General features: G+C 72.4%; 29 protein-coding genes. 18 read left to right on the top strand and 11 right to left on the bottom strand.

Annotated elements, in window-relative coordinates; all coding sequences use genetic code 11:
• Positions 1–33: 33 nt before the first annotated feature.
• The 3 genes from MFF61_RS08010 to ureG all read left to right on the top strand — a co-directional run bounded on the left by MFF61_RS08010 (position 34) and on the right by ureG (position 2,001).
• Positions 34–570, top strand: a complete 537-nt coding sequence (locus tag MFF61_RS08010) for an urease accessory protein UreE (protein ID WP_238234570.1) — start codon at positions 34–36, stop codon at positions 568–570.
• Complete coding sequence (locus MFF61_RS08005; RefSeq protein WP_238234569.1) at positions 563–1,288, top strand: urease accessory protein UreF; 726 nt, start codon at positions 563–565, stop codon at positions 1,286–1,288. The genes MFF61_RS08010 and MFF61_RS08005 overlap by 8 nt, the downstream gene beginning before the upstream one ends.
• Before the next feature lie 98 nt (positions 1,289–1,386).
• A complete protein-coding gene (gene ureG, locus MFF61_RS08000) occupies positions 1,387–2,001 on the top strand; it encodes an urease accessory protein UreG (protein ID WP_238234559.1) in 615 nt (204 codons plus the stop codon).
• A gap of 16 nt (positions 2,002–2,017) precedes the next feature.
• On the opposite strand, the gene MFF61_RS07995 is transcribed toward ureG, so the two are convergent.
• Complete coding sequence (locus tag MFF61_RS07995) at positions 2,018–2,773, bottom strand: TIGR04290 family methyltransferase (RefSeq protein WP_238234558.1); 756 nt, start codon at positions 2,771–2,773, stop codon at positions 2,018–2,020.
• Entirely contained in the window at positions 2,770–3,369 is a 600-nt protein-coding gene (locus tag MFF61_RS07990; protein ID WP_238234557.1) for a histidine phosphatase family protein, read from the bottom strand. Before MFF61_RS07990 ends, MFF61_RS07995 begins: the two co-directional genes overlap by 4 nt.
• A 220-nt stretch (positions 3,370–3,589) precedes the next feature.
• Here MFF61_RS07990 and MFF61_RS07985 point away from each other — a divergent pair, with 220 nt between their 5' ends.
• The 3 genes from MFF61_RS07985 to MFF61_RS07975 are packed head-to-tail and all read left to right on the top strand — an operon-like array spanning position 3,590 to position 6,583.
• The gene (locus MFF61_RS07985; RefSeq protein ID WP_238234556.1) at positions 3,590–4,963 is read left to right on the top strand and encodes an MBOAT family O-acyltransferase; all 1,374 of its coding nucleotides are present in this window, start codon (positions 3,590–3,592) and stop codon (positions 4,961–4,963) included.
• Positions 4,950–5,948 carry a hypothetical protein gene (locus tag MFF61_RS07980; protein ID WP_238234555.1) on the top strand — a complete coding sequence of 333 codons (999 nt, stop codon included), beginning with the start codon at positions 4,950–4,952 and terminating at the stop codon, positions 5,946–5,948. Before MFF61_RS07985 ends, MFF61_RS07980 begins: the two co-directional genes overlap by 14 nt.
• Positions 5,945–6,583 (top strand): GDSL-type esterase/lipase family protein, encoded by a 639-nt coding sequence (locus MFF61_RS07975; protein WP_238234554.1) that lies wholly within the window; start codon positions 5,945–5,947, stop codon positions 6,581–6,583. The genes MFF61_RS07980 and MFF61_RS07975 overlap by 4 nt, the downstream gene beginning before the upstream one ends.
• On the opposite strand, the gene MFF61_RS07970 is transcribed toward MFF61_RS07975, so the two are convergent.
• Genes MFF61_RS07970 through MFF61_RS07955 form a run of 4 tightly spaced genes read right to left on the bottom strand, consistent with a single transcriptional unit; the run spans position 6,540 to position 9,739 of the window.
• Positions 6,540–7,049: an OsmC family protein gene (locus MFF61_RS07970; RefSeq protein WP_238234553.1), complete on the bottom strand. Its 510-nt coding sequence runs from the start codon at positions 7,047–7,049 to the stop codon at positions 6,540–6,542. The two genes, MFF61_RS07975 and MFF61_RS07970, sit on opposite strands and share 44 nt — an antisense overlap.
• A 53-nt stretch (positions 7,050–7,102) precedes the next feature.
• On the bottom strand, positions 7,103–7,879 hold the full coding sequence (locus MFF61_RS07965; RefSeq protein WP_238234552.1) for an ABC transporter ATP-binding protein: 777 nt from the start codon (positions 7,877–7,879) through the stop codon (positions 7,103–7,105).
• Complete coding sequence (locus MFF61_RS07960) at positions 7,879–8,709, bottom strand: ABC transporter permease (protein WP_238234551.1); 831 nt, start codon at positions 8,707–8,709, stop codon at positions 7,879–7,881. The genes MFF61_RS07965 and MFF61_RS07960 overlap by 1 nt, the downstream gene beginning before the upstream one ends.
• Positions 8,710–8,764: 55 nt before the next feature.
• Entirely contained in the window at positions 8,765–9,739 is a 975-nt protein-coding gene (locus tag MFF61_RS07955; protein WP_238234550.1) for an aliphatic sulfonate ABC transporter substrate-binding protein, read from the bottom strand.
• A gap of 192 nt (positions 9,740–9,931) precedes the next feature.
• Between MFF61_RS07955 and MFF61_RS07950 the strand changes: the two genes are divergently transcribed.
• The 7 genes from MFF61_RS07950 to MFF61_RS07920 all read left to right on the top strand — a co-directional run bounded on the left by MFF61_RS07950 (position 9,932) and on the right by MFF61_RS07920 (position 17,964).
• Entirely contained in the window at positions 9,932–12,694 is a 2,763-nt protein-coding gene (locus MFF61_RS07950) for a [protein-PII] uridylyltransferase (RefSeq protein WP_238234549.1), read from the top strand.
• A 95-nt stretch (positions 12,695–12,789) separates the two neighbouring features.
• Positions 12,790–13,401 (top strand): nucleotide exchange factor GrpE, encoded by a 612-nt coding sequence (grpE, locus tag MFF61_RS07945; protein ID WP_238234548.1) that lies wholly within the window; start codon positions 12,790–12,792, stop codon positions 13,399–13,401.
• A gap of 126 nt (positions 13,402–13,527) precedes the next feature.
• Positions 13,528–14,385 carry an LPS export ABC transporter ATP-binding protein gene (gene lptB / locus MFF61_RS07940; RefSeq protein WP_238234547.1) on the top strand — a complete coding sequence of 286 codons (858 nt, stop codon included), beginning with the start codon at positions 13,528–13,530 and terminating at the stop codon, positions 14,383–14,385.
• A 449-nt stretch (positions 14,386–14,834) separates the two neighbouring features.
• Entirely contained in the window at positions 14,835–16,373 is a 1,539-nt protein-coding gene (gene rpoN / locus MFF61_RS07935; RefSeq protein ID WP_238234546.1) for an RNA polymerase factor sigma-54, read from the top strand.
• 128 nt (positions 16,374–16,501) lie between these two features.
• A complete protein-coding gene (hpf, locus tag MFF61_RS07930; protein WP_238234545.1) occupies positions 16,502–17,089 on the top strand; it encodes a ribosome hibernation-promoting factor, HPF/YfiA family in 588 nt (195 codons plus the stop codon).
• Positions 17,090–17,173: 84 nt separating this feature from the next.
• Positions 17,174–17,641, top strand: a complete 468-nt coding sequence (ptsN, locus tag MFF61_RS07925; RefSeq protein ID WP_238234544.1) for a PTS IIA-like nitrogen regulatory protein PtsN — start codon at positions 17,174–17,176, stop codon at positions 17,639–17,641.
• 8 nt (positions 17,642–17,649) lie between these two features.
• Positions 17,650–17,964, top strand: a complete 315-nt coding sequence (locus MFF61_RS07920; RefSeq protein WP_238234543.1) for a hypothetical protein — start codon at positions 17,650–17,652, stop codon at positions 17,962–17,964.
• A 9-nt stretch (positions 17,965–17,973) separates the two neighbouring features.
• On the opposite strand, the gene MFF61_RS07915 is transcribed toward MFF61_RS07920, so the two are convergent.
• The 3 genes from MFF61_RS07915 to ftsE form a co-directional block, all read right to left on the bottom strand.
• Positions 17,974–18,720, bottom strand: a complete 747-nt coding sequence (locus tag MFF61_RS07915) for a YdcF family protein (protein WP_238234542.1) — start codon at positions 18,718–18,720, stop codon at positions 17,974–17,976.
• A gap of 155 nt (positions 18,721–18,875) precedes the next feature.
• On the bottom strand, positions 18,876–19,838 hold the full coding sequence (locus MFF61_RS07910) for a cell division protein FtsX (protein WP_238234568.1): 963 nt from the start codon (positions 19,836–19,838) through the stop codon (positions 18,876–18,878).
• Positions 19,839–19,843: 5 nt separating this feature from the next.
• Complete coding sequence (ftsE, locus tag MFF61_RS07905; RefSeq protein ID WP_238234541.1) at positions 19,844–20,563, bottom strand: cell division ATP-binding protein FtsE; 720 nt, start codon at positions 20,561–20,563, stop codon at positions 19,844–19,846.
• Positions 20,564–20,706: 143 nt separating this feature from the next.
• Here ftsE and MFF61_RS07900 point away from each other — a divergent pair, with 143 nt between their 5' ends.
• The 4 genes from MFF61_RS07900 (at position 20,707) to MFF61_RS07885 (ending at position 23,157) form a co-directional block, all read left to right on the top strand.
• Entirely contained in the window at positions 20,707–21,450 is a 744-nt protein-coding gene (locus MFF61_RS07900) for a zinc-ribbon domain-containing protein (RefSeq protein ID WP_238234540.1), read from the top strand.
• The gene (gene hpt / locus MFF61_RS07895) at positions 21,447–22,043 is read left to right on the top strand and encodes a hypoxanthine phosphoribosyltransferase (RefSeq protein ID WP_238234539.1); all 597 of its coding nucleotides are present in this window, start codon (positions 21,447–21,449) and stop codon (positions 22,041–22,043) included. Before MFF61_RS07900 ends, hpt begins: the two co-directional genes overlap by 4 nt.
• An 82-nt stretch (positions 22,044–22,125) precedes the next feature.
• The gene (locus MFF61_RS07890; RefSeq protein ID WP_238234538.1) at positions 22,126–22,509 is read left to right on the top strand and encodes a response regulator; all 384 of its coding nucleotides are present in this window, start codon (positions 22,126–22,128) and stop codon (positions 22,507–22,509) included.
• Between the two features lie 120 nt (positions 22,510–22,629).
• Positions 22,630–23,157 carry a DUF4142 domain-containing protein gene (locus tag MFF61_RS07885; RefSeq protein ID WP_238234537.1) on the top strand — a complete coding sequence of 176 codons (528 nt, stop codon included), beginning with the start codon at positions 22,630–22,632 and terminating at the stop codon, positions 23,155–23,157.
• Positions 23,158–23,368: 211 nt separating this feature from the next.
• On the opposite strand, the gene MFF61_RS07880 is transcribed toward MFF61_RS07885, so the two are convergent.
• Complete coding sequence (locus MFF61_RS07880) at positions 23,369–23,512, bottom strand: hypothetical protein (protein ID WP_238234536.1); 144 nt, start codon at positions 23,510–23,512, stop codon at positions 23,369–23,371.
• Between the two features lie 227 nt (positions 23,513–23,739).
• Here MFF61_RS07880 and MFF61_RS07875 point away from each other — a divergent pair, with 227 nt between their 5' ends.
• A complete protein-coding gene (locus MFF61_RS07875) occupies positions 23,740–23,979 on the top strand; it encodes a hypothetical protein (RefSeq protein ID WP_238234535.1) in 240 nt (79 codons plus the stop codon).
• Between the two features lie 49 nt (positions 23,980–24,028).
• On the opposite strand, the gene MFF61_RS07870 is transcribed toward MFF61_RS07875, so the two are convergent.
• A complete protein-coding gene (locus MFF61_RS07870; protein WP_238234567.1) occupies positions 24,029–25,201 on the bottom strand; it encodes an alpha-hydroxy acid oxidase in 1,173 nt (390 codons plus the stop codon).
• Between the last annotated feature and the right edge of the window lie 269 nt (positions 25,202–25,470).

The following is a 25,470-nucleotide window of genomic DNA, read 5'->3' as shown; positions in this document are numbered from 1 at the left end:
AGGGATTTTTCTCGCGTGACCGCCTCCCCTCCCCTGCCGCGCGCCACCCGCGTGATCCGCCGGGCCGATCTCGGCCCCGGCGAGATCGTCGACCGCATCGTTCTCGACCACGGCGACCGGCACCGGCGCCGGATCGCCCTCGAAGGGCTCGGCGGCCTCGCCTTCCTGCTCGACCTGCCCGAGCCGGCGATGCTGGAGGACGGCGACGCCCTGCGGCTGGAGGACGGGCGGCTCGTCTGGGTCGAGGCGGCGCCCGAGCGCCTGCTGGAGATCCGGGCCCCCGACCCCCGCGCCCTCAAGCGGCTGATCTGGCATATCGGCAACCGGCACATCCCGGCCGAGATCGGCGAGGACGCGGTGTGGATCGCCCACGACCACGTGCTCGCCGCGATGGTGGAGGGCCTGGGCGGCACGGCGAGGCCGGTCGTGCGCCCGTTCCGCCCCGAGGGCGGCGCCTATGCGGGCGGCCACGCGCAGCAGGGTGACGCGCATCACGGGCACGCGCATCACGGCCACGGGCACGACCACCACCACGGCCACGCGCACCACCACGGCCACCGGCATGGCTGAGGGCGAGGCGTCGAAGTCGCAGCCGACGCCGGAGGCGTTGCCGGCGCGGGATGCGCTGCTGCTGCTCACCTGGCTCTCGCCGGGCTACCCGGTCGGCGCCTACGCCTACTCGCACGGGCTCGAATGGGCGGCCGAGACCGGCGACGTGCGCGACGAGGCGAGCCTGCGGGCATGGCTCGGCGACGTTCTGGCGCATGGGGCGGCGCGCAACGACGCCATCCTGGCCGCCCACGCCCATGCGGCCGGCGCGCAGGGCGACGGGCCGGCGGCAGCCGCCCTCAACGACCTCGCCCTCGCGCTCGCGCCCTCGCGCGAACTCCATCTGGAGACGAGCCAGCAGGGCCGCTCCTTCCTCGATGCGACCTGCGCGGCTTGGCCGACGCCCCGCCTGACGGCGCTCGCCGCGCATCTGCCGGGACCGGTGGCCTACCCGGTGGCGGTGGGGCTCGCGGCCGGCGCGCACGGCCTCGCCCGCCGCACGCTCCTCACCGGCTACCTCGCGGCCTTCCTGCAGAACCTCGTCTCGGCGGCCCTGCGCCTCTCGCCCGTGGGCCAGAGCGCCGGCACGCGCGTGGTGGCGGCCCTCGGCCCCGGCATCGCGGCGGTGGCCGCAGAGGCCGACGAGGCCCCCCTGGACGCGCTCGGGGCCGCCACGGTGCGGCTCGACCTCGGCAGCTTCCGGCACGAGACGCAGTACAGCCGCCTCTTCCGGTCTTGAGTTTTTCGGGGCGGCTGGCAGACCTGGGGCCTGACGCCCGGGCCCCCCTCGTCCGAGGGGGATCCCTCGCCCTGGGCTGCGCCGGAGATCCACGCGTGATGACGAACCCCGCGAACGGCCCCCTGCGGGTCGGCATCGGCGGCCCGGTCGGGTCGGGCAAGACCGCGCTGATGGAGGGGCTCTGCAAGGCCCTGCGCGCCCGCTACGACCTCTGCGCCATCACCAACGACATCTACACCAAGGAGGACGCGCGCCTCCTCACGGTGGCGGGCGCGCTGCCGGAGGAGCGGATCATGGGCGTGGAGACCGGCGGCTGCCCGCACACCGCCATCCGCGAGGACGCCTCGATCAACCTCGCGGCGGTGGCCGAGATGCGCCGCCGCTTCCCCGCCCTCGACCTGATCCTGATCGAATCGGGGGGCGACAACCTCGCGGCGACGTTCTCGCCCGAACTCGCGGACCTCACGCTCTACGTCATCGACGTGGCGGGCGGCGAGAAGATCCCGCGCAAGGGCGGCCCAGGCATCACCCGCTCCGACCTCCTCGTCATCAACAAGACCGACCTCGCCCCCCTGGTCGGGGCCGATCTCGGCGTGATGGAGGACGACACGAAGCGGATGCGCGGGCGGCGGCCCTACGTCTTCACCAGCCTGCGCGAGGGCAAGGGCGTGGAGGAGGTGGCCCGGTTCGTGGTGGAGACGGGGGGGCTGTAGGGCTGCCGGACGGCCCCTATCCCGCCGGCCTCGCCGGGTAGACCGGGCCCGCCAAGGCGGGCGCCTCGACCCGGCGGCAGAGATAGACCTCCTCCTCGGGATGGGCCGTGATGGCGAAGCCCGCCGCGCGCAGCATCGCCTCGGTGCAGGCGCGGTTGGGCGCCCACCAGTTCGTCGGGTCGCCCGCGTAGCGCTGCTCGATGAAGTGGAGCTTCGGGTAGTCCGGCCGGTCGAACGGCTCCGTCTCGAAGAAATCGTAATCGGCCTCGACGGGCGAGACGGTCTTGGCGCCGCGCTGCATCGACTGGAACACCAGGAGATCCGCACAGGCATGCGCATGGATCAGGTCCAGCGCCAGCAGCGGGTGGCGCAGGTGGTAGAGCACGCCCATGAACAGCACCACGTCGAAGCGCTCCCCCAGCGCCGCCACGTCGTAGACCGAGCCCTGCCGGAACTCGATCTCGGCCCCGAGCGCCTCGGCGGCGAAGCGGCCTTGCGCGAGGTAGTGCGGATCCTCGTCGAGGCCGACCACGCGGGCCGCGCCCCGCCGCTTCATCTCGATGGCGTAGAAGCCGCCGTTGCAGCCGATGTCGAGCACGCTCCGGCCGGTGAGGTCCTGGGGGATCGCGTGCGCGAAGCCGCGCCACTTCACCTGAGGGTAGTCGCCCAGGAAGTGGTCGGGCGCCGTGAACACGCCGGGGGCGATCTCGATGTTGTGGAACCAGCGGCCGAGGGCAGCGGCCCGGTCCCGCAGGTCGTCCGCCGCGCTCATGCCGCCACCCGCTCGTTGAGGCTCTCGACCTTGGCGCCCCAATCCCCGAGCACCAGCACGCTCACCGAGGCGGGGCTGACCTCGAAGCGCCCCATCGCGTCCGCCGCGAGGCCGAGCGCGTAGGCGAGGACGAGCTTGATCACGTCCGCGTGGCTCACCAGCGCGAGGCGGGCCTCGCCGTGGGCGCGGCGCAACTCCTCCAGGCCCCGCACCGCACGGGCCTGCGCCTCCAGGATGGTCTCGCCGCCGGGCGGGCGGGTGACGTGGCGGGCCGTGTTCCAGCCGTCCCAGCGCGGATCGCCGTGCAGCTCCTCGAAGCTGCGGCCCGACCATTCGCCGAAATCGATCTCGTTCAGCGCCGGCAGGGTTTGCAGCGGAAGGCCGGTGCGGGCGGCGAGCGGCGAGGCGGTCTCCTGCGCCCGCTCCAGCGGGCTCGCGTAGATCGCCGCGAGGTCCTCGCGCGCGAGCCGTCCCGCCAGCGCCTCCGCCTGCGCCCGCCCCTCCTCGCCGAGGCTCACCCCCGGCATCCGGCCGCACAGGGTCCGGCCGAGATGGCCGTGGGCGGCATGCCGCACGAGATAGAAGGTCGTCGTCATGCGTCGGCGCGTCTCCGGGCGGGCGTCCGCCACCAGATAGGCGCCGCGCGGGCGGCGGCCATGCCTGCCGGCCATGCTCCCGGGGAGCATCTGCACGGGGCGGCGGCGCCCGGCCGCCTCCCCCGTCGGAGATGCGGGGCGGCTCCGGCGCACCCGTCCGGGTGGATTGACCCGGGCGCCGGCGCGGCCGCAGATGCGCGGCGGAGCTTCGGAGCGCCGGATGCCCTTCAACTCCCTCGCGTTCCTCCTGCTCTTCCTGCCGCTCGCGCTCGGGCTGCATGCGCTCTGCCTTGCACGGGCGCCGGGCTGGCGGCTGCCGCTCCTCGTCGGCCTGTCGGCGGCCTACTACGCGTGGTGGGACTTGCGGGCGCTGCCGCTGCTGGCCGGCTCGGTGGTGCTCAACTGGCTGGCGGGGGAGGCCTACTGGCGCACCAAGCGCCGGGCGATCGTCGCCCTGACCCTCGGCCTCGATCTCGGGCTGCTCGCCCTGTTCAAGTATCTCGGCTTCTTCGCCGACCTGATCGACGCGGTGTCGGGCGCCGGCCTGTCGCGGCCGGACTGGATCCTGCCGCTCGGCATCTCGTTCTTCACCTTCCAGCACATCGCCTACCTGGTCGACCTCGTGCGCGGCACGGCGCGGCCGATGCGCCTCCTCGACTACGCGCTCACCGTGGCGTTCTTTCCCAAGGTGATCGCCGGCCCGCTGGTGCGCGCGGCCGAGATCGCTCCCTCCTGGCGCACCCTGCCGCCGGTCCTCGACGAGGGGGTGGCGCGCGGTCTGCTGCTGCTCGCCGCCGGCCTCGCCAAGAAGGTGTTTCTCGGCGACGGGCTCGGGGCCATCGTCGATCCGCTCTGGGCGCAGGCCGCGGCGGGGCAGGACCTGAGCGCGAGCGCCGCCCTGCAGGCGACGCTCGGCTACACCCTGCAGCTCTACTTCGACTTCTCCGGCTACACCGACATGGCGCTCGGGCTCGCCCTGATGTTCGGCGTGCGGCTGCCGGAGAACTTCCGCAGTCCCTACCGGGCGACCTCGATCCAGGATTTCTGGCGGCGCTGGCACATCACGCTGTCGTTCTTCCTGCGCGACTACCTCTACATCCCCTTCGGCGGCAGCCGGCACGGCCTGCCGCGGCAGGTCGGTGCGCTGCTGGCCACCATGACGCTCGGCGGCCTGTGGCACGGCGCGGGCCTCACCTTCGTGGCCTGGGGCGTGATCCACGGCGCCGCGCTCGCGCTCCACGTCCTGTGGCGGCGCGCGAACCTCGCCCTGCCGGACTGGCTCGGCTGGGCCTGCACCTTCACGTTCGTCGCCCTCGCCTGGGTGCCCTTCCGGGCGCCCGACTTCGCCGCGATGCTCACGGTCTATCGCGGGCTCCTGGGGCTCGGCGCCGCCGAGGCCGGGGCCGCGGCGGAGTTCTGGCCGCTCGCCCTCCTCGGCCTGGTGCTCGCCCTCGTCGGACCCACCGCCCACGATGCGGCGGCGCGGCTGCCCCTCACCGGCCGGACGGCGGCCGCCGCCGCCCTCGTCCTGGCCGCGGTCCTGCTTCAGGTCGGCAACGACGCCAACCAGGCCTTCATCTATGCGCGCTTCTGAGACCGGGGGCCTCGGGCCGGGCCGCTTCCTCGCCGCGACCGTGCTGACGCTCGCGCTCCTCCTCGCGCCGGTGGCCGCGCGGGTGGTGTGGTTCGACGCCTACTGGGTCTTCCGCACCGACCCGCCCTGGCGCGCGGCGACCGAGGGCGGCAACCGCCTCATCGACCGCCAGACCCGCCGCGCCAAGGTGCTCCAGGCCCTCACCCGGTCCTACGGCCTCGTGCTCATCGGCAGTTCCACCACCTATCACGGGCTCGATCCGGACGACGTCGAGGCGGTGCCGGCCGCAACGGTCTACAACGCGGGCATCTCGGCGATCATCGCGGACGAACTGGCCGTGGTCGCGGCCGTGGTGGCCTCGCGGCGGGAGGTCATCCGGGCGGTGCTCGGGCTCGACTACTACATGTTCTCGCGCCCCCGCGTGCCGGTGCACCTCGACCCCTCGCTCGCCACGGCGACCGGCCGGCTCACCGCGCTGATGGGCAGCGTGCTCGGCCGCTACGCCATCGCGGACAGCCGGCTCGAAGCCGTCGAGGGCAGCGAGGATCCGGGCGCCTGGACCTATGCGGGCTTCCGGGTGACGCCGCCGCTGCCGCCCGCGCTCACCCGCGAGAACGACGCCGCGCGCCGGCACAGCACCGCGCCGTTCCGGCCCGACACCCTGGCGAGCCTCGACCGCGTGCTGGAGCACTTGCGCCACGTGAAGGTCGACGCCTTCCTGTCGCCGGTGAACGAGGCGCAGCGGCGGGTGCTCGCCGATCTCGGGCTCATGGACGACTTCGCCCGCTGGCGGGAGGCGGTGGCGGCGGTGGGCGCCCGGCACGGGGTCCGGATCCTGGACCTCTCCGACCTCGGCACCCGCTATCCCTTCGATCCCGCCCGGGGCTCGACGGCGGCGTGGCTCGACAACCTGCACTACACGCCGCTGATCGGCCGCCTCGTGCTCGAACGGCTCGGCCTGCGCCGGGCGGCCGGCACGCCGTGACAGAGCCTCGGGCCCTCGGGCTCGCGCCGCCGGCGAAACCCTCCGCGCTGCGGCGCCATGCGCGGCTCGCGGCCGCCGTGCCAGCGCGGGCGGACCTCGTGCTGGTGGGCGATTCGCTCGCCGCCGGCTGGCCCCCGGATCGTCTGCCGGCGGGCGCCTTCAACTTCGGCCTGCCGGGGGACCGCATCCAGACCACGCGATGGCGCCTGCGGGCGGTCGATCTCGGGCCTCTGCGCCCCCGCGCGGCGCTGGTCTGGGTCGGCACCAACAACCTGCGCGACGGCGATCCGGTCGCCGAGATCCTGGCCGGCCTCGCGGCCGTGGGCGACGACCTGCGGCGGCTCTGGCCGGGGGCCGGGCTGGTGCGCGTCACGCTGCCGTGGCGCGCCCCCGTCCCGGGCCGGCCCGCCACCGACCGCGATCGCCTCAACGCGGGGCTCGCAGGCCTCACCGGCCGCGAGGGCGACCGGCTCCTCGACGCCGACGCGCTCCTCGGCACGGAGGGAGCGGCGGCGCGCCACCTGATGGCGGACCGCCTCCACCTCAACGCCGCGGGCTATGCGGTGATGGGCCGCGCGCTCGCGGGGCTGCTCAGCCCCGGGTCAGGGTCACGTCCAGCGCCGGGCGGTGATTGAGGGTCTGAAAGACCACGCAGTAGCGCTCGGTCAGCTTGAGGAGCTGGTCGATCTTCTCCTGGGGCGCGTCGCTCTCGACCTCGAAGGTGAGGCGGATCGCGCGGAAGCCCACGGGCGCCTCCTTGTCGACCCCGAGCGTGCCGCGGAAGTCGAGGTCGCCCTCGGCCTTCACCACGCCCTTGCCGATGGGGATCTCCAGCGCGGTGGCGACGGCCTTCAGGGTCACGCCCGCGCAGGCGACGAGGGCTTCGAGCAGCATGTCGCCCGAGCAGAGTTCGGCGCCCGAGCCGCCGCTCGCCGGGTGCAGGCCCGCCACCGCGAGCGCCCGGCCGGTCTCGACCTTGCAGGCGATGCCGGATTCGTCGAGGGAGCCCTGGGCCCGCAGGGTGATCACCGCGGCGTCGGGATCGGAGCGGTAGCGGTCCTTGATCGGGGCCTGCAGGGCGCGAAGGGCGGTGGCGTCCATGTCGTTTCCTCGCTTGGTGAAGCGTCGGGCGCCTTAGCACCGGCGCGCGGGGATCACCACCAGAGCGCGGCATCCGCCCGCTCGGGCGTCTCTCCCGGGGGGCGCAGCGAGCGGTCGAGGCTCGCCAGGATGGCGCGCACCGCCGCCTCGCTGCCGGGGGAGGTCGGCTGGCGCGGGCGGCTCAGGGGCAGCGGCACGGTGTCGTCGATCCGGCCCGGCTTGGGGCGCAGCACCACCGCCCGGTCGGCGAGCGCCACCGCCTCGGCGACGTCGTGGGTGACGATCAGCACGGTCGGCCGGCTCTCGGCCCACAGCGCCAGGAGGTGGCGGTGCAGGTCGGCGCGCGTGAAGGCGTCGAGGGCCGAGAAGGGCTCGTCGAGGAGCAGCACCTTGGGGGCGGCCACGAAGGCGCGGGCGATGGCGACCCGCTGCTGCTGCCCGCCCGACAATTCCCGCGGCCAGCGCCCCGCATGGTCGGCGAGCCCGACCCGGTCGAGAGCGTGGGCCACCCGCTCGCGCCGCTCGCGCGCCGGCAGGGCGTCGAGCCCGAAGGCGGCGTTCCCCGCCACCGTGAGCCAGGGCAGCAGGCGCGGCTCCTGGAAGACGATGCCGACGCCCGGATGCGGCGCGGTGATCGCCTCCCCGTCGAGGCTGATGCGCCCGCCCGTCGCGACGTCGAGGCCGGCGACGAGGCGCAGCAGCGTGGTCTTGCCGCAGCCCGAGCCGCCCACCAGCGCCACGATCTCGGCGCCGCGCACCGAGAGCGAGATGTCCTGGAGCGCCCGCGTGCCGTCCGCGTAGGTCTTGGAGAGCCGGTCGAGGACGAGCATCACAGGGCCTCCCGCACCGTGTCCTGCCAGCGCACCAGCGGGCGCGTCAGGGCCACGAGGGCGGCGTCGCAGAGCTTGCCGACCGCCGCAAAGGCGATGATGGCGGCCACGATCTGCTCCGGCTTGCCGAGCTGCTGGCCGTCGAGGAGGAGGTAGCCCAGCCCTTCCGAGGCGCCGAGGAGCTCGGCCGCCGCCACGAACATGAAGCCGAGGCCCAGGCCCGTGCGCAACGCCACCAGGGTGGCGGGCAGCACGGCCGGCAGCAGGATGCGCCGGGCGAGCGCCGGCCGCGACAGCCGGAAGACCCGTCCGACCTCCACGAGCTTGCGGTCGACCGACGCGATGGCCCCCGCGACCCCGAGATAGACCGGGAAGAACACGCCGACCGCGATCAGCGTGATCTTCGAGGCCTCGAAGATGCCGAACCACAGGATGAACAGCGGCACCCAGGCGATCGACGGGATGGCGCGCAGCGCCTGCAGGCTCGGGTCGAGCAACCGGCGCGCCAGCGGCAGGGTGCCGGTGACGGCGCCGAGCGCGATGCCGGCGACCGCCCCGAAGGCGAAGCCGGCCGCGACGCGCGTGAGGCTCGCGAGCACGTGGGTCCAGAGTTCGCCGGTGACGGCGAGCGCGCGGAGGGTGTCGAGGATGCGGCTCGGCGGCGGCACGAGGCGCCCTTGCGCGAGCCCCGCCCGCACGGCGAGTTCCCAGCCGCACGCGAGGCCGAGGGGCAGGAGGAGGCCGACGAGCCAGCCGCCGCCCGCCCGGTGGCGGGCGGGCGCCGGGGCGGTCTCGGCCGTCGCGAGGCCGGGATGCGGAGTCGCGTCCATGGGGGCCGTCACCGTGTCGGTCGTCGAACGCGCGGAATCCGCGTCGCGGGTCGCCTTAGCGCGAGGCCGTGGTGAAGCGGCGGTCGATCAGGCCGGTCACCGCGGCCTCGACATCCGTCCCGGCCGGGATCACGCCGGCCTCCTGCAGGGCCTTGCCGGCGGCCAGGATCGTCTCGGCCTGGAGCGGGCCGATGGCCGAATGCGACAGGTCGGTGCGCTCCAGCTGGCGGGCTACCACCGGCTCGGGCAGCTTCGTCGCCGCGCCGAGGATCCGCTTCAGCTCGTCGGGCTGCTTGACCGCGATGGCGCGGGCCTCCTCGTAGGCGGCCAGGACCTTGGCGGTCAGATCCGGATTCGCCTTGGCGAAGTCCTCGCGCACGTTGAGGACGCCCCAGGTGTTGGCGGCGGCGTTGCGGTGGAAGAGGACGGCCCCGTTCTCGATCTCGGCCGCGGCCATGAGCGGGTCGAGGCCCGCCCAGGCATCGACGTCGCCGCGGTCGAGGGCGGTGCGCCCGTCCGGGTGCTGGAGCAGGACGAGCTTGACGTCGCGCTCGGTGAGGCCCGCGCCCTGGAGCGCGCGGATCAGGAAGATGTGCGGATCCGTGCCGCGGGTGACGGCGATGCGCCGGCCCTTGAGATCCTTCACGGCGGCGATGCCGGTGTTCGGGCGGGTCACCAGCGCGGTCCATTCCGGCCGCGAATAGACGTAGATCGCCTTGATCGGGTTGCCGTTGATCCGCGCCAGGAGCGCGGCCGCGCCCGCGGTCGAGCCGAAGTCGAGGGAGCCGGCGTTGAGGAATTCGAGCGCCTTGTTGGAGCCGAGCGACTGCACCCAGCGCACCGTGACGCCCTCGCCCGCGAGCGCCTTCTCCAAGAGGCCCTTCTCCTTCAGGACGAGGCTCACCGGGTTGTAGGTGGCCCAGTCGACCCGGACCTCCTTGGCGGCCTGGGCCATGGCCGGAGCCCGCAGAGTCAACAGGCCGGCAAGGCCGGCCAGAGCGCAAAACAGCGCGCGGCGACGGATGCGCATCGTGTCACTCTCCCTGATCGGGCATGGGCCCGGAAGCCGGCTTCGCCTCTAGGCGAGGCTGTTCTTTTTGTCAAACAAAGGGTCCGCCATTCCGGATGCGCCGATTCGGCCCTGTGGATTGCGGGAGACGCAACGGATACACAACGCCCGTCGGGATCCTTCGCCTGACGACACCCCTTCCCCCGGGATCCCATGCCCGACACCGCCGCCGACCTCGCCCGGCTCCTCGCCGGCATCGACCAGACCACCAGCGATCCGACCCGCCTGCGCGAGCGCATGGTGCCGGAGCTGAAGCGCATCATCGAGGAGGGGCGGGCGGCGGCCGAGGAGAACCTGCGGCGCCACCGCGACGGCATGGCCTGCGCGCGCGAGCTGTGCGGGCTGATGGACGCGGTCATCCAGACGATCTACGCGGCGGTGGTCAAGCGCCTCTACCGGGCCGACAATCCGACCGCGGGCGAGCAGATCGCCGTGGTGGCGACCGGCGGCTACGGCCGCGGCACGCTGGCGCCGGGCTCCGATATCGATCTCCTGTTCCTGCTGCCCTACAAGCAGACCGCCTGGGGCGAGAGCGTCGTCGAGGCGATCCTCTACGTCCTGTGGGACCTCAAGCTGAAGGTCGGCCACGCCACCCGCTCGGTGGCCGAGTGCCTGCGCGAGGGCCGGGCGGACATGACCATCCGCACGGCGCTTCTCGAAGCCCGCTTCCTGTTCGGCGAGCGGGCGCTGTTCGACGAACTCGCGGCGCGCTTCGACGCCGAGGTGGTGCAGGGCACCGCGGCCGAGTTCGTGGAGGCCAAGCTCCGGGAGCGCGACGCCCGCGTCGCCAAGAGCGGCGCCTCGCGCTACCTCGTCGAACCGAACGTCAAGGACGGCAAGGGGGGGTTGCGCGACCTCAACACCCTGTTCTGGATCGCCAAGTACACGTTCCGGGTCACGGAGACCGAGGACCTCGTCGGGGCGGGCCTGTTCACGCCCGAGGAATTGCGGCTGTTCGAGCGCTGCGAGGAGTTCCTGTGGCGGGTGCGCTGCCACGTGCACTTCGCCACGGGCCGGGCCGAGGAGCGGCTCTCCTTCGGGCTCCAGCCGCGCATCGCCGAGCGGCTCGGCTACGCCCCCCGGGGCGGCCTCACCGCCGTCGAGCGGTTCATGAAATCCTACTTCCTGATCGCCAAGGACGTGGGCGACCTCACCGCCATCGTCTGCGCCGAGATGGAGGCGCGCCACACCAAACGCCCGCCGGTGCTCAACCGCTGGTTCGGGCGCTTCCGCGAGCGCTTCCGGGCGCCCGACCTCGAATCGGACGATTTCCGCCTCGACAACGGCCGGCTCGGGGTGAGCCGGGAGGACGCCTTCGAGCGCGACCCGGTCAACCTGATCCGGCTGTTCTGGCTCTCGGACCGGCACGACCTCGCCATCCACCCGGATGCGAGCCGGCTCGCCACGCGCTCGCTCAGCCTGATCGGCCCGCTGGTGCGGGTCGACCGCGAGGCCAACCGCCTCTTCCTCGACCTGCTGACCTCGCAGAACGCCCCCGAGACGGTGCTGCGGCACATGAACGAGACCGGGGTGCTGGGGCGCTTCGTGCCGGATTTCGGCCGCATCGTCGCGATGATGCAGTTCAACATGTACCACCACTTCACGGTGGACGAGCACCTGATCCGCTCGCTCGGCGTGCTGGCCAAGATCGAGAGCGGCGAGGCCAAGGACGAGCACCCGCTGGCCCATCGCGTCATCGGCTCGATCCGCAACCGCCGCGCGCTCACCGTGGCGGTCTTCCTGCACGACATCGCCAAGGGCCGGAAGGAGGACCACTCGATCGCGGGGGCGGCGGTGGCCCGCAAGCTCGGGCCGCGCTTCGGGCTCGACGCGGCCGAGACCGCCACGGTGGCGTGGCTCGTCGAGCACCACCTCCTGATGTCAATGACCGCGCAGAGCCGCGACCTCTCCGACCCCAAGACCATCGAGACCTTCGCGGGCGTGGTGCAGAGCCTGGAGCGGCTGAAGCTCCTGCTCGTGCTCACCATCGCGGACATCAAGGCGGTGGGCCCGGGCGTGTGGACCGCCTGGAAGGCGACGCTGCTGCGCACCCTGTACTACGAGACCGAGGTCGTGCTCTCGGGCGGCCACTCGGAGATCGCCCGCACCGACCGGGTGCGGCTGATCCAGATGCGGCTGCGCGAGCAGCTCGCCGACTGGACGGCGGAGGAGTTCGACGCCTACGCGGCCCGCCACTACCCGCCCTACTGGCTCAAGGTCGACGCGGTGCGCCAGGTGCGCAACGCCCGCTTCATGCGCGAGGCGGTGGCGGAGGGGCGCACCGTCGCGACCCGCTGCGAAACCGACGCCTCGCGCGGCATCACCGAACTCACGGTCTACTCGCCCGACCACCCGCGGCTGCTCGCGATCCTCACGGGAGCCTGCGCGGCGGCGGGCGGCAACATCGTGGATGCGCAGATCTTCACCACCGCCGACGGGTTCGTGCTCGACACGATCGTGCTGTCGCGCGCCTTCGACCAGGACGAGGACGAGATGCGCCGCGCCGCGCGCATCGCCTCCGCCATCGAGCGGGCGCTCAAGGGCGAGATCCGCATCGCCGACCTCGTGGCCGACCGCCACCCGCGCAAGGACCGGCCCCGCACCTTCCAGGTCGCCCCCGACCTCTCGATCGACAACGCGCTCTCGGCCCGCGAGACCGTGCTGGAGATCTCCGGCCTCGACCGGCCCGGCCTGCTCTACGAGCTGACCACGGCGCTGAGCCGGCTCAACCTCAACATCACCTCGGCCCATGTCGCCACCTTCGGCGAGCGGGCGGTGGACGTCTTCTACGTCACCGACCTCACCGGCACGAAGATCACCCAGCCCGACCGGCAGGCGACGATCCGCCGGGCCGTGATGGCGGTGTTCGAGGGCGAGGGCGCCGGGCGCCGGCCCGCGCGCAAGGCCGGCGAGTAATCCCTGCCGGTGAGACCGCTCCTGCCGGCGCAACTTGATTTCGGCCGCCCCAGACCTGATATCAGCGCCTCCCCGATCCTCGTTGTGGACCGATGATGACGCCGAACGACACGGAGACTGCCGCGCGACCGCTGCCCGACGGGGCGCCGGACCCGGCCCAGGATGCGGCCGGCGCGCCCGAACCCCAGGCCGCGGACGCGGTGGCCGCGCTCGAAGCCGAGAAGCGCGACCTGAAGGACAAGCTGCTGCGCACGCTCGCCGACATGGAGAACCTGCGCCGGCGCACCGAGCGCGAGGTCGCGGATGCGCGCACCTATGCGGTGACGAACTTCGCCCGCGACATGCTGAACGTCGCCGACAACGTGCGGCGCGCCCTCGACAGCGTGCCGGCCGAGAGCCGCGCGGCGGCGGAAGGCTCCCTCAAGGCGCTTGTGGACGGCATCGAGCTCACCGAGCGCGACTTGGTCAAGACCCTGGAGCGCCACGGCGTGCGCCCGGTGGAGCCGCAGGGCCAGCGCTTCGACCCGAACCTGCACCAGGCGATGTTCGAGGTGCCGAACCCCGACGTGGCCAGCGGCACCGTCGTGCAGGTGGTCCAGACCGGTTACGTGATCGGCGAGCGGGTGCTGCGCCCGGCCCTCGTCGGCGTCGCCAAGGGCGGCCCGAAGGAGGCCAGGACCGCGTCCGACAAGCCGGCCGAGGCGTGAGGCGGGGCCTCGGCAGACCGCCGCGTTGCGGCAAGCCGGCGCCTTCGCTAACACGCGTGTCTTGAGCATCGGCTTGGCCACTCGGGGCGGAGGGGCCGGGACGGTCGAAGCCGAGAGAGCGCCCCGGTGAGATCCTCCTCCGTCCTGCCGCTGCGGGCCCAGGCGGCCCCCGCCCGTTCACGCTTGGCGCGGCTGTTCGGCCGCGCGGGGCGGGAGCGGACGTCCGGCGATGCGGATCACGCGGAGGCGGGACTGGGCGGCCCCGGCATCCTGGCGGTGCAGGGCCTCAAGAAGAGCTACGGCGCCCGCACCGTCGTGCACGATGCCGGCCTCTTCGTCCGAAACGGCGAGGCCGTCGGCCTGCTCGGCCCCAATGGGGCCGGCAAGACCACGATCTTCTACATGATCACCGGCCTCGTCTCGGCCGATCGCGGGCTGATCAGCCTCGACGGGCAGGAGATCACCGGTCTGCCGATGTACCAGCGCGCCCGCCTCGGCATCGGCTACCTGCCCCAGGAGGCGTCGATCTTCCGCGGCCTCAACGTGGAGGACAACATCCGGGCAGTGCTGGAGGTGGTGGAGCCGGACCGCAAGGCCCGCGAGCGCCGCCTCGATGCCCTGCTGGAGGAATTCACCATCACGCGGCTGCGCAAGTCGCCCGCCATCGCGCTCTCGGGCGGCGAGCGCCGCCGCCTGGAGATCGCCCGCGCGCTCGCCTCCTCGCCCTCCTTCATGCTCCTCGACGAACCCTTCGCGGGCATCGACCCGATCGCGGTGGGCGACATCCAGGATCTGGTGATGCACCTGAAGGGCCGCGGCATCGGGGTGCTGATCACCGACCACAACGTGCGCGAGACGCTGGGCCTGATCGACCGGGCCTACATCGTGCATTCCGGGCGCATCCTGACCGAAGGAACGCCCGCGGAGATCGTCGCCAACGACGACGTGCGGCGTCTCTATCTCGGCGAGGATTTCCGCCTCTGATCCGATGTCCGGACGATCCGTCCGGCATCGTCACACGCCCCCGACATCCGCCGTCACACGACCGCCCGGATCGCGCCCGACGCCGCGCGTGGCACGCCGCATCCCCGGTCCGGCCCCAAAGAATGCGCGATCGCCGAGGCTTCGGCGCAACATCGGCAGAGGAGGCTGTCGGACTGATGGGGGAGCAACAGGCATCGGCCGCGCGAACGTCAACGAACCGTTACGGCATTGCGATCCGTTCACGGGTTTTTTCTGTGCCGGCACTGGGCGCCATCTGACGCAGCGTCTCGACAGAGGGGCGGCCCGGTGCTCTGATACGGGCGCTCCCGCCGCGGGTCGAACGTCTGCTTTGACGGATGTCCGACTTCGGTTTAAACCACCTTTGACGAATCGAAGCAAAAATCGTGCCGGCTCCTGTCGAGAGCGGGGCCGCAGGTCGGGGCTGGCTGATGGGACTGCTGCAACGGCTGGAGATGCGCCAGGGCCAAGCCCTGGTGATGACGCCGCAACTCCTGCAGGCGATCAAGCTGCTGCAGCTTTCCCACCTCGACCTCGCCGCCTACGTGGACGCGGAGCTGGAGCGCAATCCGCTCCTGGAGCGGGCCGAGGTCGAGGAGCCCCGCGGCGAGGCGCCTGCCCCCGCCGAGGAGTTCGGCGGGGACGGCGACGGGGATGGCGGCGAACCCTCGGCCGAGCCCTGGCTCGCGCAGGACCTGAACCCGAGCCGGGGCGAGATCGAGAGCGATCTCGGCACCCGCCTCGACAACGTCTTCCCGGACGAGGGACCGGCCGCGCGCGAGGCGCCGGGCGGCGACAGCCTCTCGCTCACCCCCGCCCCCTGGGGCAATGCGGGCGGCAGCTTCGACGGCGAGGCGCCCGATTTCGAGGCCACGCTTACCGCCGAATCGTCGCTGCGCGACCATCTCGCGGGCCAGCTCGACCTCGCGACCCGCGATCCCGTCGAGCGGCTGGTCGGCGGCTTCCTGATCGATGCGATCGACGAGGCGGGCTACCTGCGGGAGGATCCGGCGACGGTCGCCGAGCGGCTCGGCGTCGGGCTCGACCTCGTCGGGCGCGTGCTCGGGCTGGTCCAGGGCTTCGACCCGTCGGGCGTCGGCGGCCGCGACCTCGCCGAGTGCCTGAGCATCCAGCTGCGCGAGCGCGACCGCTTCGACCCGGCCATGCAGGCGCTGGTCTCCCGGCTCGACCTCGTCGCCAAGCGCGATCTCGCGGCCCTGCGCAAGCTGTGCGGGGTCGACGACGAGGATCTCGCCGACATGCTGGCGGAGCTGCGCCAGCTCGATCCCAAGCCCGGCCGCGCCTTCGGCAGCGGCCCGGTCGAGGTGCTGGTGCCGGACGTGTTCGTGCGCCCCGCCCCGGACGGCTCCTGGCTGGTGGAGCTGAACAGCGAGGCGCTGCCCCGGGTCCTCGTCAACCAGAGCTACTACGCCACCGTCGCGCGCGGGGCGAAATCCGACACCGACAAGGCCTTCCTGTCGGAATGCCTGCAGACCGCCAACTGGCTCACCCGCAGCCTGGAGCAGCGCGCCCGCACCATCCTGAAGGTGGCGAGCGAGATCGTGCGCCAGCAGGACGGCTTCTTCCTCAACGGCGTCGCGCATCTGCGCCCGCTGAATCTGAAGACCGTGGCGGACGCGATCGGGATGCACGAATCCACCGTCTCGCGCGTGACCTCGAACAAGTCGATCGGCACGAGCCGCGGCACGTTCGAGATGAAGTACTTCTTCACCGCCGCGATCCCCGGGGCGGCGGGCGCGGCGGCGCATTCCTCGGAGGCGGTGCGCCACCGCATCAAGCAGCTCATCGACGGCGAGGCCGACGACGTGCTCTCGGACGACGCCCTGGTGCAGCGGCTGCGCCACGAGGGCGTCGACATCGCCCGGCGCACGGTGGCGAAGTACCGGGAATCGCTGCGCATTCCCTCCTCGATCGAGCGCCGCCGCGAACGCGCCGCCCTGGCGCGCTGAGGCGCGGCTGCCGCTGCGTCGCGGGCCTCGCGTTGACTTCGCGCGCCCCGATTCTTAGCTCTTCAAGCATCGGCCCTTAAGGCGGACGCCATCCGCCGGGCCGCCGTGAGAATGGCCGGAGGACGTTCATGGCAGGATTGCGCGTGTCGGGTCGCGGCGTCGATCTGGGGGAGGCACTCCGGTCCCGGGTGGAGGAGCGGATGGCCGCCACCCTCGCCAAGTACTTCGACGGCGCCTATTCGGGCCACGTGGCGATCGGCCGGGACGGCGGGGCCTACCGCACCGACTGCGTGCTGCACCTCACCTCCGGCATCACCCTGGAGGCGTCCGCCAGCGCCCACGACCCCCATGCGAGCTTCGAGCAGACCGCCGACCGCATCGAGCGGCGCCTGCGCCGCTACAAGCATCGCCTGAAGACCCATGCGGCCGGCGCCAACGGCGCGGCCCGCCGCGGGGAGCCGGACGCTGCCGTCGAGGCCGCCTATGCGGTGTTCGAGGCGCCCGAGGAGGATACCGGCGCCCACCCGCCGGTGATCGCCGAGAGCACCCGCACCCTGCACCGCCGCTCGGTGAGCGAGGCGGTGGTGGAACTCGACCTGACCGGCGCCCCCGTGCTCGTCTTCGTTCACGCTGGAACCGAGCGGGTCAACGTCGTATATCGTCGGACGGACGGCGCGATCGGCTGGATCGATCCGCCGGAACGCGGCACACCGTGAGCGGGCTGAACCGGCCCACGGCTTGCCTCCGGTCCTGGAGAGGGAACGGGCGCCTACCGTCCCGTCGATGAGGCAGCGGTCCCGATGCCATTGCTGGAATTCCTCAAGCCGGAGGCCGTCCTCCCGGCGCTGCGTGCGCAGGGCAAGAAGCAGGTCCTGCAGGAGCTGGCCCACCACGCCGCCAAGCACCTGCCGGGCCTCGACGAGCGCGAGATCTTCGAGACCCTGCTGCAGCGCGAGCGCCTCGGCTCCACCGGCATCGGCGAGGGCGTGGCGATCCCGCACGGCAAGCTGGCCGGCCTGACCCAGCTGTTCGGCCTTGTGGCGCGCCTGGAGCGCCCGGTGGATTTCGAGGCGCTGGACGGCCAGCCGGTGGACATCGTCTTCCTGCTGCTCGCCCCCGAGGGGGCGGGCGCGGACCACCTGAAGGCGCTCGCGCGGGTGGCGCGGGTGCTGCGCGAGCCCGGCATCATCGACCGCATCCGGGCGGCGCGCGACGGCGACGCGCTCTACGCGCTCCTGACCCATTCCCCCGCCCCGCAGGCCGCCTGATTCCCCCGATGCTTCGGCCGATCCGTCTCGCCGCCCTCCTGCTCGCGCTGGCGCCTGCCGCCGCACGGGCCACGGACGGCACCTGCGCGCGCGATCTCCTGGTCGCGCAATCCTCCCAGAAGATGGCGATCGAACGCCTGGAGAGCCTGGGCGACAGCGAGGCGGACCGCTGCCGCGGCTGGCGCCAGCACGTCGACACGATGCGGCGCGCGGCGGTCGTGTACGGGCGCTGCCTGACCGGCGCGGAGCGCAGCGAGCGCCTGGCGCAGGTCCAGGGCTCCGAGCGCGAGTTCGCGGCCCTGGTGCGCAGCCGCTGCCGCTGAGGGCGCGCTTCAGCGCATCAACGGCTCGGCCACCACCTTCACGGGACGGCCGCGGCTCATCAGGATGGCGGCGCGGGAGCTCTCCGGATCGCTCTCGAAGCGCGTGCGAACCCAGGCCACCAGGAACTTCACGTATTCCGAGGCCAGCAGCCGGGCGGAGGACGGGTGGCGCCACCACGTATCCGGATCGAAGCCGTCGTGGACCACCGGATGAGGCACCACCCGGTCGCTCTCCGCCAGCGCGTGGTCGAGCTCCACCAGGGTTCGCGGCATGTGGTAGTTCGAGGTCACCACCGCGACGGTGCGGAAGCCGTGCTCGCGCATCCAGCGCCGGGTCTCGATGGCGTTGCCGATGGTGTTGCGGGCCCGGTAGTCGAGGTCGACGCAGCAGGCGATCAGGTGCTGCTGGCCGGGATTGAGCCGGGCGATCTCCTCGCGGCTCGTGCGCTCGTTCACGCCGGTGATGAGGAGGCGCCGGCCGTAGCCGGCGGCCAGGAGATCGATGGCGTCGCCGATGCGCTGGGCGCCGCCCGTCAGAGCCACGATCGCGTCGGCCCGGGCCATCGGCTGGCGCTCGGTGCGGGCGACGCCGGCCACGAAGGCCAGGAAGCCGATCCCGAGACCGGCCGCACCCGCAAGGCCGAGGGAGACGAGCACGACGGCGAGCCGCCGCCAGGGCCGCGGCGGCGGCGGCCGACCGGCCGGTGCCGACCCGGCCCAGCTCCACCCGACCACATCGGCGTTGCGCGCCTTCATCCTACGCCTCATCCGCGAGGCCGCCCCGACGGCTCGACCATAGTGCCGATTGCGGCGGACCGGAGGCAGGGCCGGCCGCGACGGCAGTCCCTGCACAACGGTTTCGCCGGAGAGATGGTTACGGGTGACAACGCGTTCCCCCTGCGTCAGTTCGCTCAATCGAGGAAGCGGCGCACCGTCACGCGCGAGACGATGCCGGTGACGATCGAGGCGACGACGCCGATCAGCACCACGCTGGCATAGCCGCGCCAGCCGATCTCGAACCCGCCGAACAGCGCCTCGATCTCGTCGCCCGCCGGGCTCGCCCGCCAGAGCCGAGCGAGGCCGGCGGCGAGCGCGAGCGCCGCGAGCGCCGCCCCCGCCCCGATCGCCCCACCCCGCAGGCCGAGGCGGAAGAAGCGCCGCTGGAACTCCCGGGCGATGAAATCGTCGTCGGCGCCCACGAAATGCAGCACCTCCACCACCTCGCGGTTGCCCGCCATCGCGCCGCGCGTCGCGAAGGTCACGGCGAGCCCCGTGGCGAGCAGCACCAGCGCGACCACGCCCACCCCGACGCCCACGAAGGTGTTCGCCATCGTCGAGAGGCGCGAGATCCACAGCGCGTGGTCGTCGAGGCTCGCCACGCCCGGCAGCGCCTCGGTCAGGCGCCGGCGCAGGGCGGGCAGGTCGGCGGCGGGGCTCGCTGCCAGCCGCACCGTGATGAGGCGCGGCACCGGCAGGTCGCCGAGGTCGAGCCCGGTGCCGAGCCAGGGCTCCAGCAGGCGCTCGGATTCGGTCTTCGAGAGTGCCCGCGTCTCGGCGATGCCGGGGGTCTCGCGGGCGAGCGCCACCGCCACGGTCACGTCGGCGTCGGCGTCGCGTCCGGGGGCCGGCCGGACCTGGATCGTCACCTCGTTGGCCACCGCGCCCTGCCACTGCACCGCGCTCGACGCCACGATCTCCGCCGCGCCGGCGCACAGGGCGGCCAGGAAGGTCAGGATCGCGATCACGGCCGCGAGCGCGCGGCTCGCGCTGCCGTCGGTGGGCACCAGCGGGGCGTTGCGGCGAAGGGACGTCGACGAACCGGACGCCGACGCGTCGGCCGGGGGCGGCCTCCGCCCGGCCGCGTCCTCGGACATCCCCGTCATTCCTCGATCCGCAGGCGCCGGTCGCCGAGGACGAGGCGGCGGGCGTCGACGAGGTCCATGAGGGCGAAATCGTGGGTTGCGATCAGCACGGATGTTCCAAGCCGGTTGAGTTCGATGAACAGGCGCAGCAGGCGGCGGCCGAGCTGCGGGTCGACGTTGCCGGTGGGCTCGTCGGCCAGCAGCAGTTCGGGCCGGGCGATCAGCGCGCGGGCGATGGCGGCGCGCTGCTTCTCGCCGCCCGACAGGAGCGGCGGCAGCACGTGCATGCGCTCGCCCAGGCCCACCCAGCGCAGGAGTTCCACCACCTCGGCCCGGTAGCTCGTCTCGGACCGGCCCTGGACGCGCAGCGGCAGCGCCACGTTCTCGTAGGTGGTGAGGTGGTCGAGCAGGCGGAAATCCTGGAAGACCACGCCCATGCGCCGCCGCAGGCCGGTGAGCGCGTTGCTGGAGATGCCGCTCACCTCCTCGCCGAACACCGAGACGAGGCCGCGGCTCGGCCGGGCCGAGAGCAGGATCAGGCGCAGCAGCGTGGTCTTGCCCGCACCCGACGGCCCGGTGAGGAACTGGAACGAGTGCGGGGCGATCGTGAAGCTGATGTCGCTCAGCACCTCCGGGCCCACGCCGTAGCGCATGCCCACGTTCTCGAACCGGACGACGGGCTCCTCCATCCCGGACAGGAGGCTCTCCCCCGTCACCCGATACGCTCCCGCCGCCATGCGCTCCTCGTTGCTCGCCGGGAAGCCTAACGCCCCGGATCTTGCGCGGGGGTTGCGGCCCTGCGTCTCGGTTTACCACGCATTAAGGATGTCGCGAGAGGAGTGGAGCGACGGCCCGCCGGCGTCACCCGAGGTGATTCGCCATGCTCATCGTCTGTCCGTCCTGCGCCAGCGAGTACACGCTCGATCCGGAGCGGATCGGCCCCGAGGGCCGCACGGTGCGCTGCGCCGCCTGCCGCGAGCCCTGGTTCGTCGCCCGCCCGGCCGATCCCGCGGCGGCGCCGCCGCCCGACCTCGCGCCCGATCTCGCGCCGCCCGGCGAGGCCGTGTTCACCGCCGTCGACGCGCCGGTGCCGGTCGTCCCGCCCGCCGCGGCCGGGCCGAGAATCCGCTTCCGGCTGCCGGCCCGGACCGGCCTCGCGCTCGGCCTCGCGCTGCTCGCCGCCCTGCCGGCGGCGGCGCTCGTCGCCCGCGAGGGCGTGGTGCGGGCCGCCCCCCAGACCGCGCGGCTCTATGCCGGGCTCGGCCTGCCGGTGAACCTGCGCGGCCTCGAGCTGCGGGACGTGGTGGCGTTCCAGGCGCCGGACGGGCCGGAGGGCGGCCGGCTCGTGGTGGAGGGCGACGTGGTGAGCGCCTCTCCGCACCCCCGGGCGGTGCCGCCGCTCGCCCTTGAGATCCGCGACGAGCACGACCACGTGATCTACCGCTGGACCGCGGAGGCCCCCCGCGCCCGGCTCGAACCCGAGGAGAGCGCCCGGTTTCGGGCGGAGCTCGCCGCCCCCCCGGCCAAGGGCCGCCGGGTGCTCGTGCGCTTTGCCGCGGTTGACAGCGGCCCGTCTGCCGTCAGCCTGGGCGCCACCCCCGCCCCTTCGACCGAGGTCCGATGACTTCCCCCACGCCCCGCGTCCGCGTCCTCTTCGACGAGGCCTCCATCGCGCAACGCAACGAGGAGATGGCGCGCGCCATCGCGGACCAGTCGCCCAAGGACCTGCTCGTCGTCGCGGTCCTCAAGGGCAGCTTCATGTTCGCAGCCGACCTGATCCGGGCGCTGCACCGGGCGGGCCTCAGCCCCCAGGTCGAGTTCATCCACCTGTCGAGCTACCGCGCCGCCACGGTCTCCTCCGGCCAGGTGGCGATCCTGCGCGACGTCGAGAGCGAGGTGCGCGGGCGCGACGTGCTGCTGATCGACGACATCCTCGAATCCGGCCGCACCCTGGTCTACGCCAAGGATCTGCTGATGGCGCGCGGCGCCCGCCGGGTGCTGACCAGCGTCCTTCTGGAGAAGCCGGGCAAGCGCGCCGTGACCATCGATGCCGACCATGTCGGCTTCGTCTGCCCGGACGTGTTCGTGGTGGGTTACGGCATGGATGTCGCACACGCCTTCCGGCAATTGCCATTCGTCGGACTGGTCGATTACGGGGACGGGGAGCCCGACCTGTTCGATCACAAATCTTCGCCGCCTGTGTCCTTCGGAACCTAGGCCGTCGCCGACGCTTGACGCATCATGCGCGGGGAGCCGGGCCGGACACGGCGAAGAGCCGAGCGGTGAAGAGTCGAAGGGCATGGCGCACATCCTTCTGGTCGACGACGAGGAATCGATCCGGGGCTTTCTCAAGCGGGGCCTGGAGATGGACGGCCACGCCGTGGTCACGGCCATCGACGGCAGCGACGGGCTCGACCGCTTGGTCGAGGCCGAGGGCGCCTTCGACCTGATGCTCACCGACATCCGCATGCCGCTGATGGACGGCATCGCGCTGGCGCTCGCCGCCAAGCGCGATTATCCGGACCTCGCCATCATGCTGATGACCGGCTTCGCGGATCAGCGCGAGCGCGCCCGCGGGCTCGACGCCATCGTCTCGGACGTGCTGACCAAGCCCTTCACGCTCGCCGACATGCGCGCGAGCGTGCGCCGCGTCCTCAGCGCCGAGGCGCGCTGCGCGGGCTGAGCGCGGCTCCGTCTCTCCCCGCCCAGAATCTCACCGCCCAGGAACCCTCGCCGCGAGCCCCGGTTGCCTTGGACCCCCCGGCTCCTGCCGGAGAGGCGCGTCACGGCAAGGGAGATCGCGATGCTACGTCATGCCTTCGTCGTCATGGGCCTGGTGCTCGCCAGCCCGGCCCTCGCCCAGTCGCTCGGCGAGCGCAGCGGGCTCAACACGCTCATGGGCGTGAGCCCCTCGACGGCGGATTTCGTCAAGGAAGCCGTCATCAGCGACATGTTCGAGCTGCAGTCGAGCCAGCTCGCCGCGGAGCGGGCCGACGCGGCGACCAAGCAATTCGCCACGCAGATGCTGCAGGACCACGGCCGGACCTCGGGCGAGCTGAAGGCGCTGGTCGAGTCCGGAAAGGTCAAGGCGGAGATTCCGACGGCGCTGGATTCGACCCACCAGAGCAAGCTCGACAAGCTCAAGAGCCTGAACGGCGACGACTTCACCAAGCAGTACCACAGCGACCAAGTGAAGGCGCACAAGGATGCGGTCGACCTGTTCCAGCGCTACGCCAAGGGCGGCGACAACGAGGAGCTGAAGGCCTGGGCCGGCAAGACCGAGCCGGCGCTCGCCCAGCACCTGAAGATGGCGCAGGATCTCGGGAAGTAGGGGTGCGGGCCGCGGCGGTTCTTCCGGCCGGGAGGACCGCCCGGGAATCAGGACAGCGGCGAGCCGCCGGAGTGCCGCCCCAGGACGCCGAGCCCAACCAGCACGGCAACGATCACGACTGCGCTCGCGAAAAGATGCATCTCGCCTCCCGACGGGGCCGATCCTTTGGCCGTGCGGGAGCTTTCAAGATCCGCGCCAGCGGCGCAATCCTTCAATAGGCGATGGAGAGGCCGCCGAGGCGGGAGGCGAGCCGATAGGCCTTCTCGCGGGTGAGGCCGCGCAGGATCAGGCGGTCGTCGCTGTGGAGGCTGAAGGTGCCGTCCGCATCGGCCTGGATCCGGATGCCTTCGTCCATCGTCCCCCCTCCGTTGTGGCCGACCTCGGTCGGGCGGGTCGGTCCCTCTCAACGCGTGGCAGGACGAGAGGTCCCAAGCTCGGCCGCAGATTCTCCGCGCACGGCTCGCGAAGAGGACGATCGTCCTCGTGGAACCTCGCTCTTGGATGGAAGCTTGTGTGGGGGCTCATCCACGGGGTGAAGCATTCTCCTGCACGCGCAGGAGGAGAACCGGAGAACCATCAACAATGAAGAAGAGCATGCTCGGCTTGGCGGCGGCCCTGGTTTTGGGAGGGCTCACCCTCGGTGCCGGCTCCGCCTCGGCGGAATCGGCCGGTCTCGGCCTCGGCGCGATGCCGACGTCCTACGCGCAGATGACCCGGATGGAGCGGCACATGATGCGCAAGCGGATGATGCGCCGCGAGATGCGGCGCGAGCACCGGATGCACCGGCACATGATGCACCGCCGGATGATGCGCCGGATGTAGAACTGCGGTCCCGCGGCGTGTCCCCGCGCCGCGGGAGGTCTTTGCGCCGTCAGGCCGCCGCGCCGGGCTTCGTCGCCAGGATGTCGGCCGTGACCGCCTTGATGTCGCGCAGGCCGCACATCGCCATCGTGACGTCGAGCTCCTTGCGGATGATGTCGAGGCACTGGGTCACGCCCGCCTCGCCCCCGGCCCCGAGCCCGTACAGGAAGGCGCGGCCGATGAAGACGCCCTTGGCGCCGAGCGCGAGTGCCTTGATGACGTCCTGCCCCGAGCGGATGCCGCCGTCCATCAGCACCTCGATCCGGTCGCCGACCTGGGCTGCGATGGCCGGCAGCGCAGCGATCGAGGAGGGGGCGCCGTCGAGCTGGCGCCCACCGTGATTCGACACGATCAGGGCCTGGGCGCCGCTGCGGGCGGCGAGTTCGGCATCCTCCGGATCGAGGATGCCCTTGAGGATCAGCGGCCCGCCCCACCGGTCCTGGATGCGCTTGACGTCGTCCCAGTTGAGCCGGGGATCGAACTGCTCGGCGGTCCACGAGGACAGGGAGGAGAGGTCGCTCACCCCGCTCGCGTGGCCGACGATGTTGCGGAAGGTGCGCCGCTGCGTCTGCAGCATGCCGAGGCACCAGCGCGGCTTGGTCGCAAGGTTGAGGATGTTCGGCAGCGTCATCCGGGGCGGCGTCGAGAGCCCGTTGCGGATGTCCTTGTGGCGCTGGCCGAGGATCTGCAGGTCGAGGGTGAGCACCAGGGCCGAGCAGCCCGCCGCCTTGGCCCGGTCGATCAGGCGGTTGATGAAGTCCCGGTCGCGCATGACGTAGAGCTGGAACCAGAACGGACGATCGGTGTTCTCGGCCACGTCCTCGATCGAGCAGATGCTCATGGTGGAGAGCGTGAAGGGCACGCCCGCCTTGGCGGCAGCGCGGGCGGCCAGGATCTCCCCGTCCGGGTGCTGCATGCCCGTCAGCCCGGTGGGCGCGAGTGCCACCGGCATGCTCACCGGCTGGCCGATCATCTCGCTCGCGAGCGTGCGGTTCGTCATGTCGACGGCGACGCGCTGGCGCAGCTTGATCGGCGCGAAGTCGTCCTGGTTCGCCCGGTAGGTGCTCTCGGTGTAGGAGCCCGAATCCGCGTAGTCGTAGAACATGCGCGGCACCCGCCGCTCGGCGAGCCGCCGCAGATCCTCGATGCAGGTGACGGGGGCCTCGGAGAAGAACCGCGACATCAGCGACGGCGGCCGCGACGAGGGCATACGGGTCGAACTCATGGGGGTCTCGCGCTGCAGGGCCCGGCGGTCCGGGCTCAGGAACCTCGAAGGGACAAGGACATACTCCGCCCGAGCGGCCTTTGCCCACCCCTCCCCGACCCGCGGGCGGACGAACCTTTGCAGGCGGCCCTCCGCGGTCGCGGTTCATCACCGAGAACAACACCCAAGCTTGACAATAAACAACGCTCAGCTTGGCAGTAAAGGCCTCACTCTTCTCGGATTGGCCA

This window comes from Methylobacterium isbiliense, from assembly GCF_022179325.1.
Taxonomy (GTDB): Bacteria; Pseudomonadota; Alphaproteobacteria; order Rhizobiales; family Beijerinckiaceae; genus Methylobacterium; species Methylobacterium isbiliense.
Note: the sequence above shows the minus strand (reverse complement) of the source record. Positions and strands in the feature narration are given on the sequence as shown.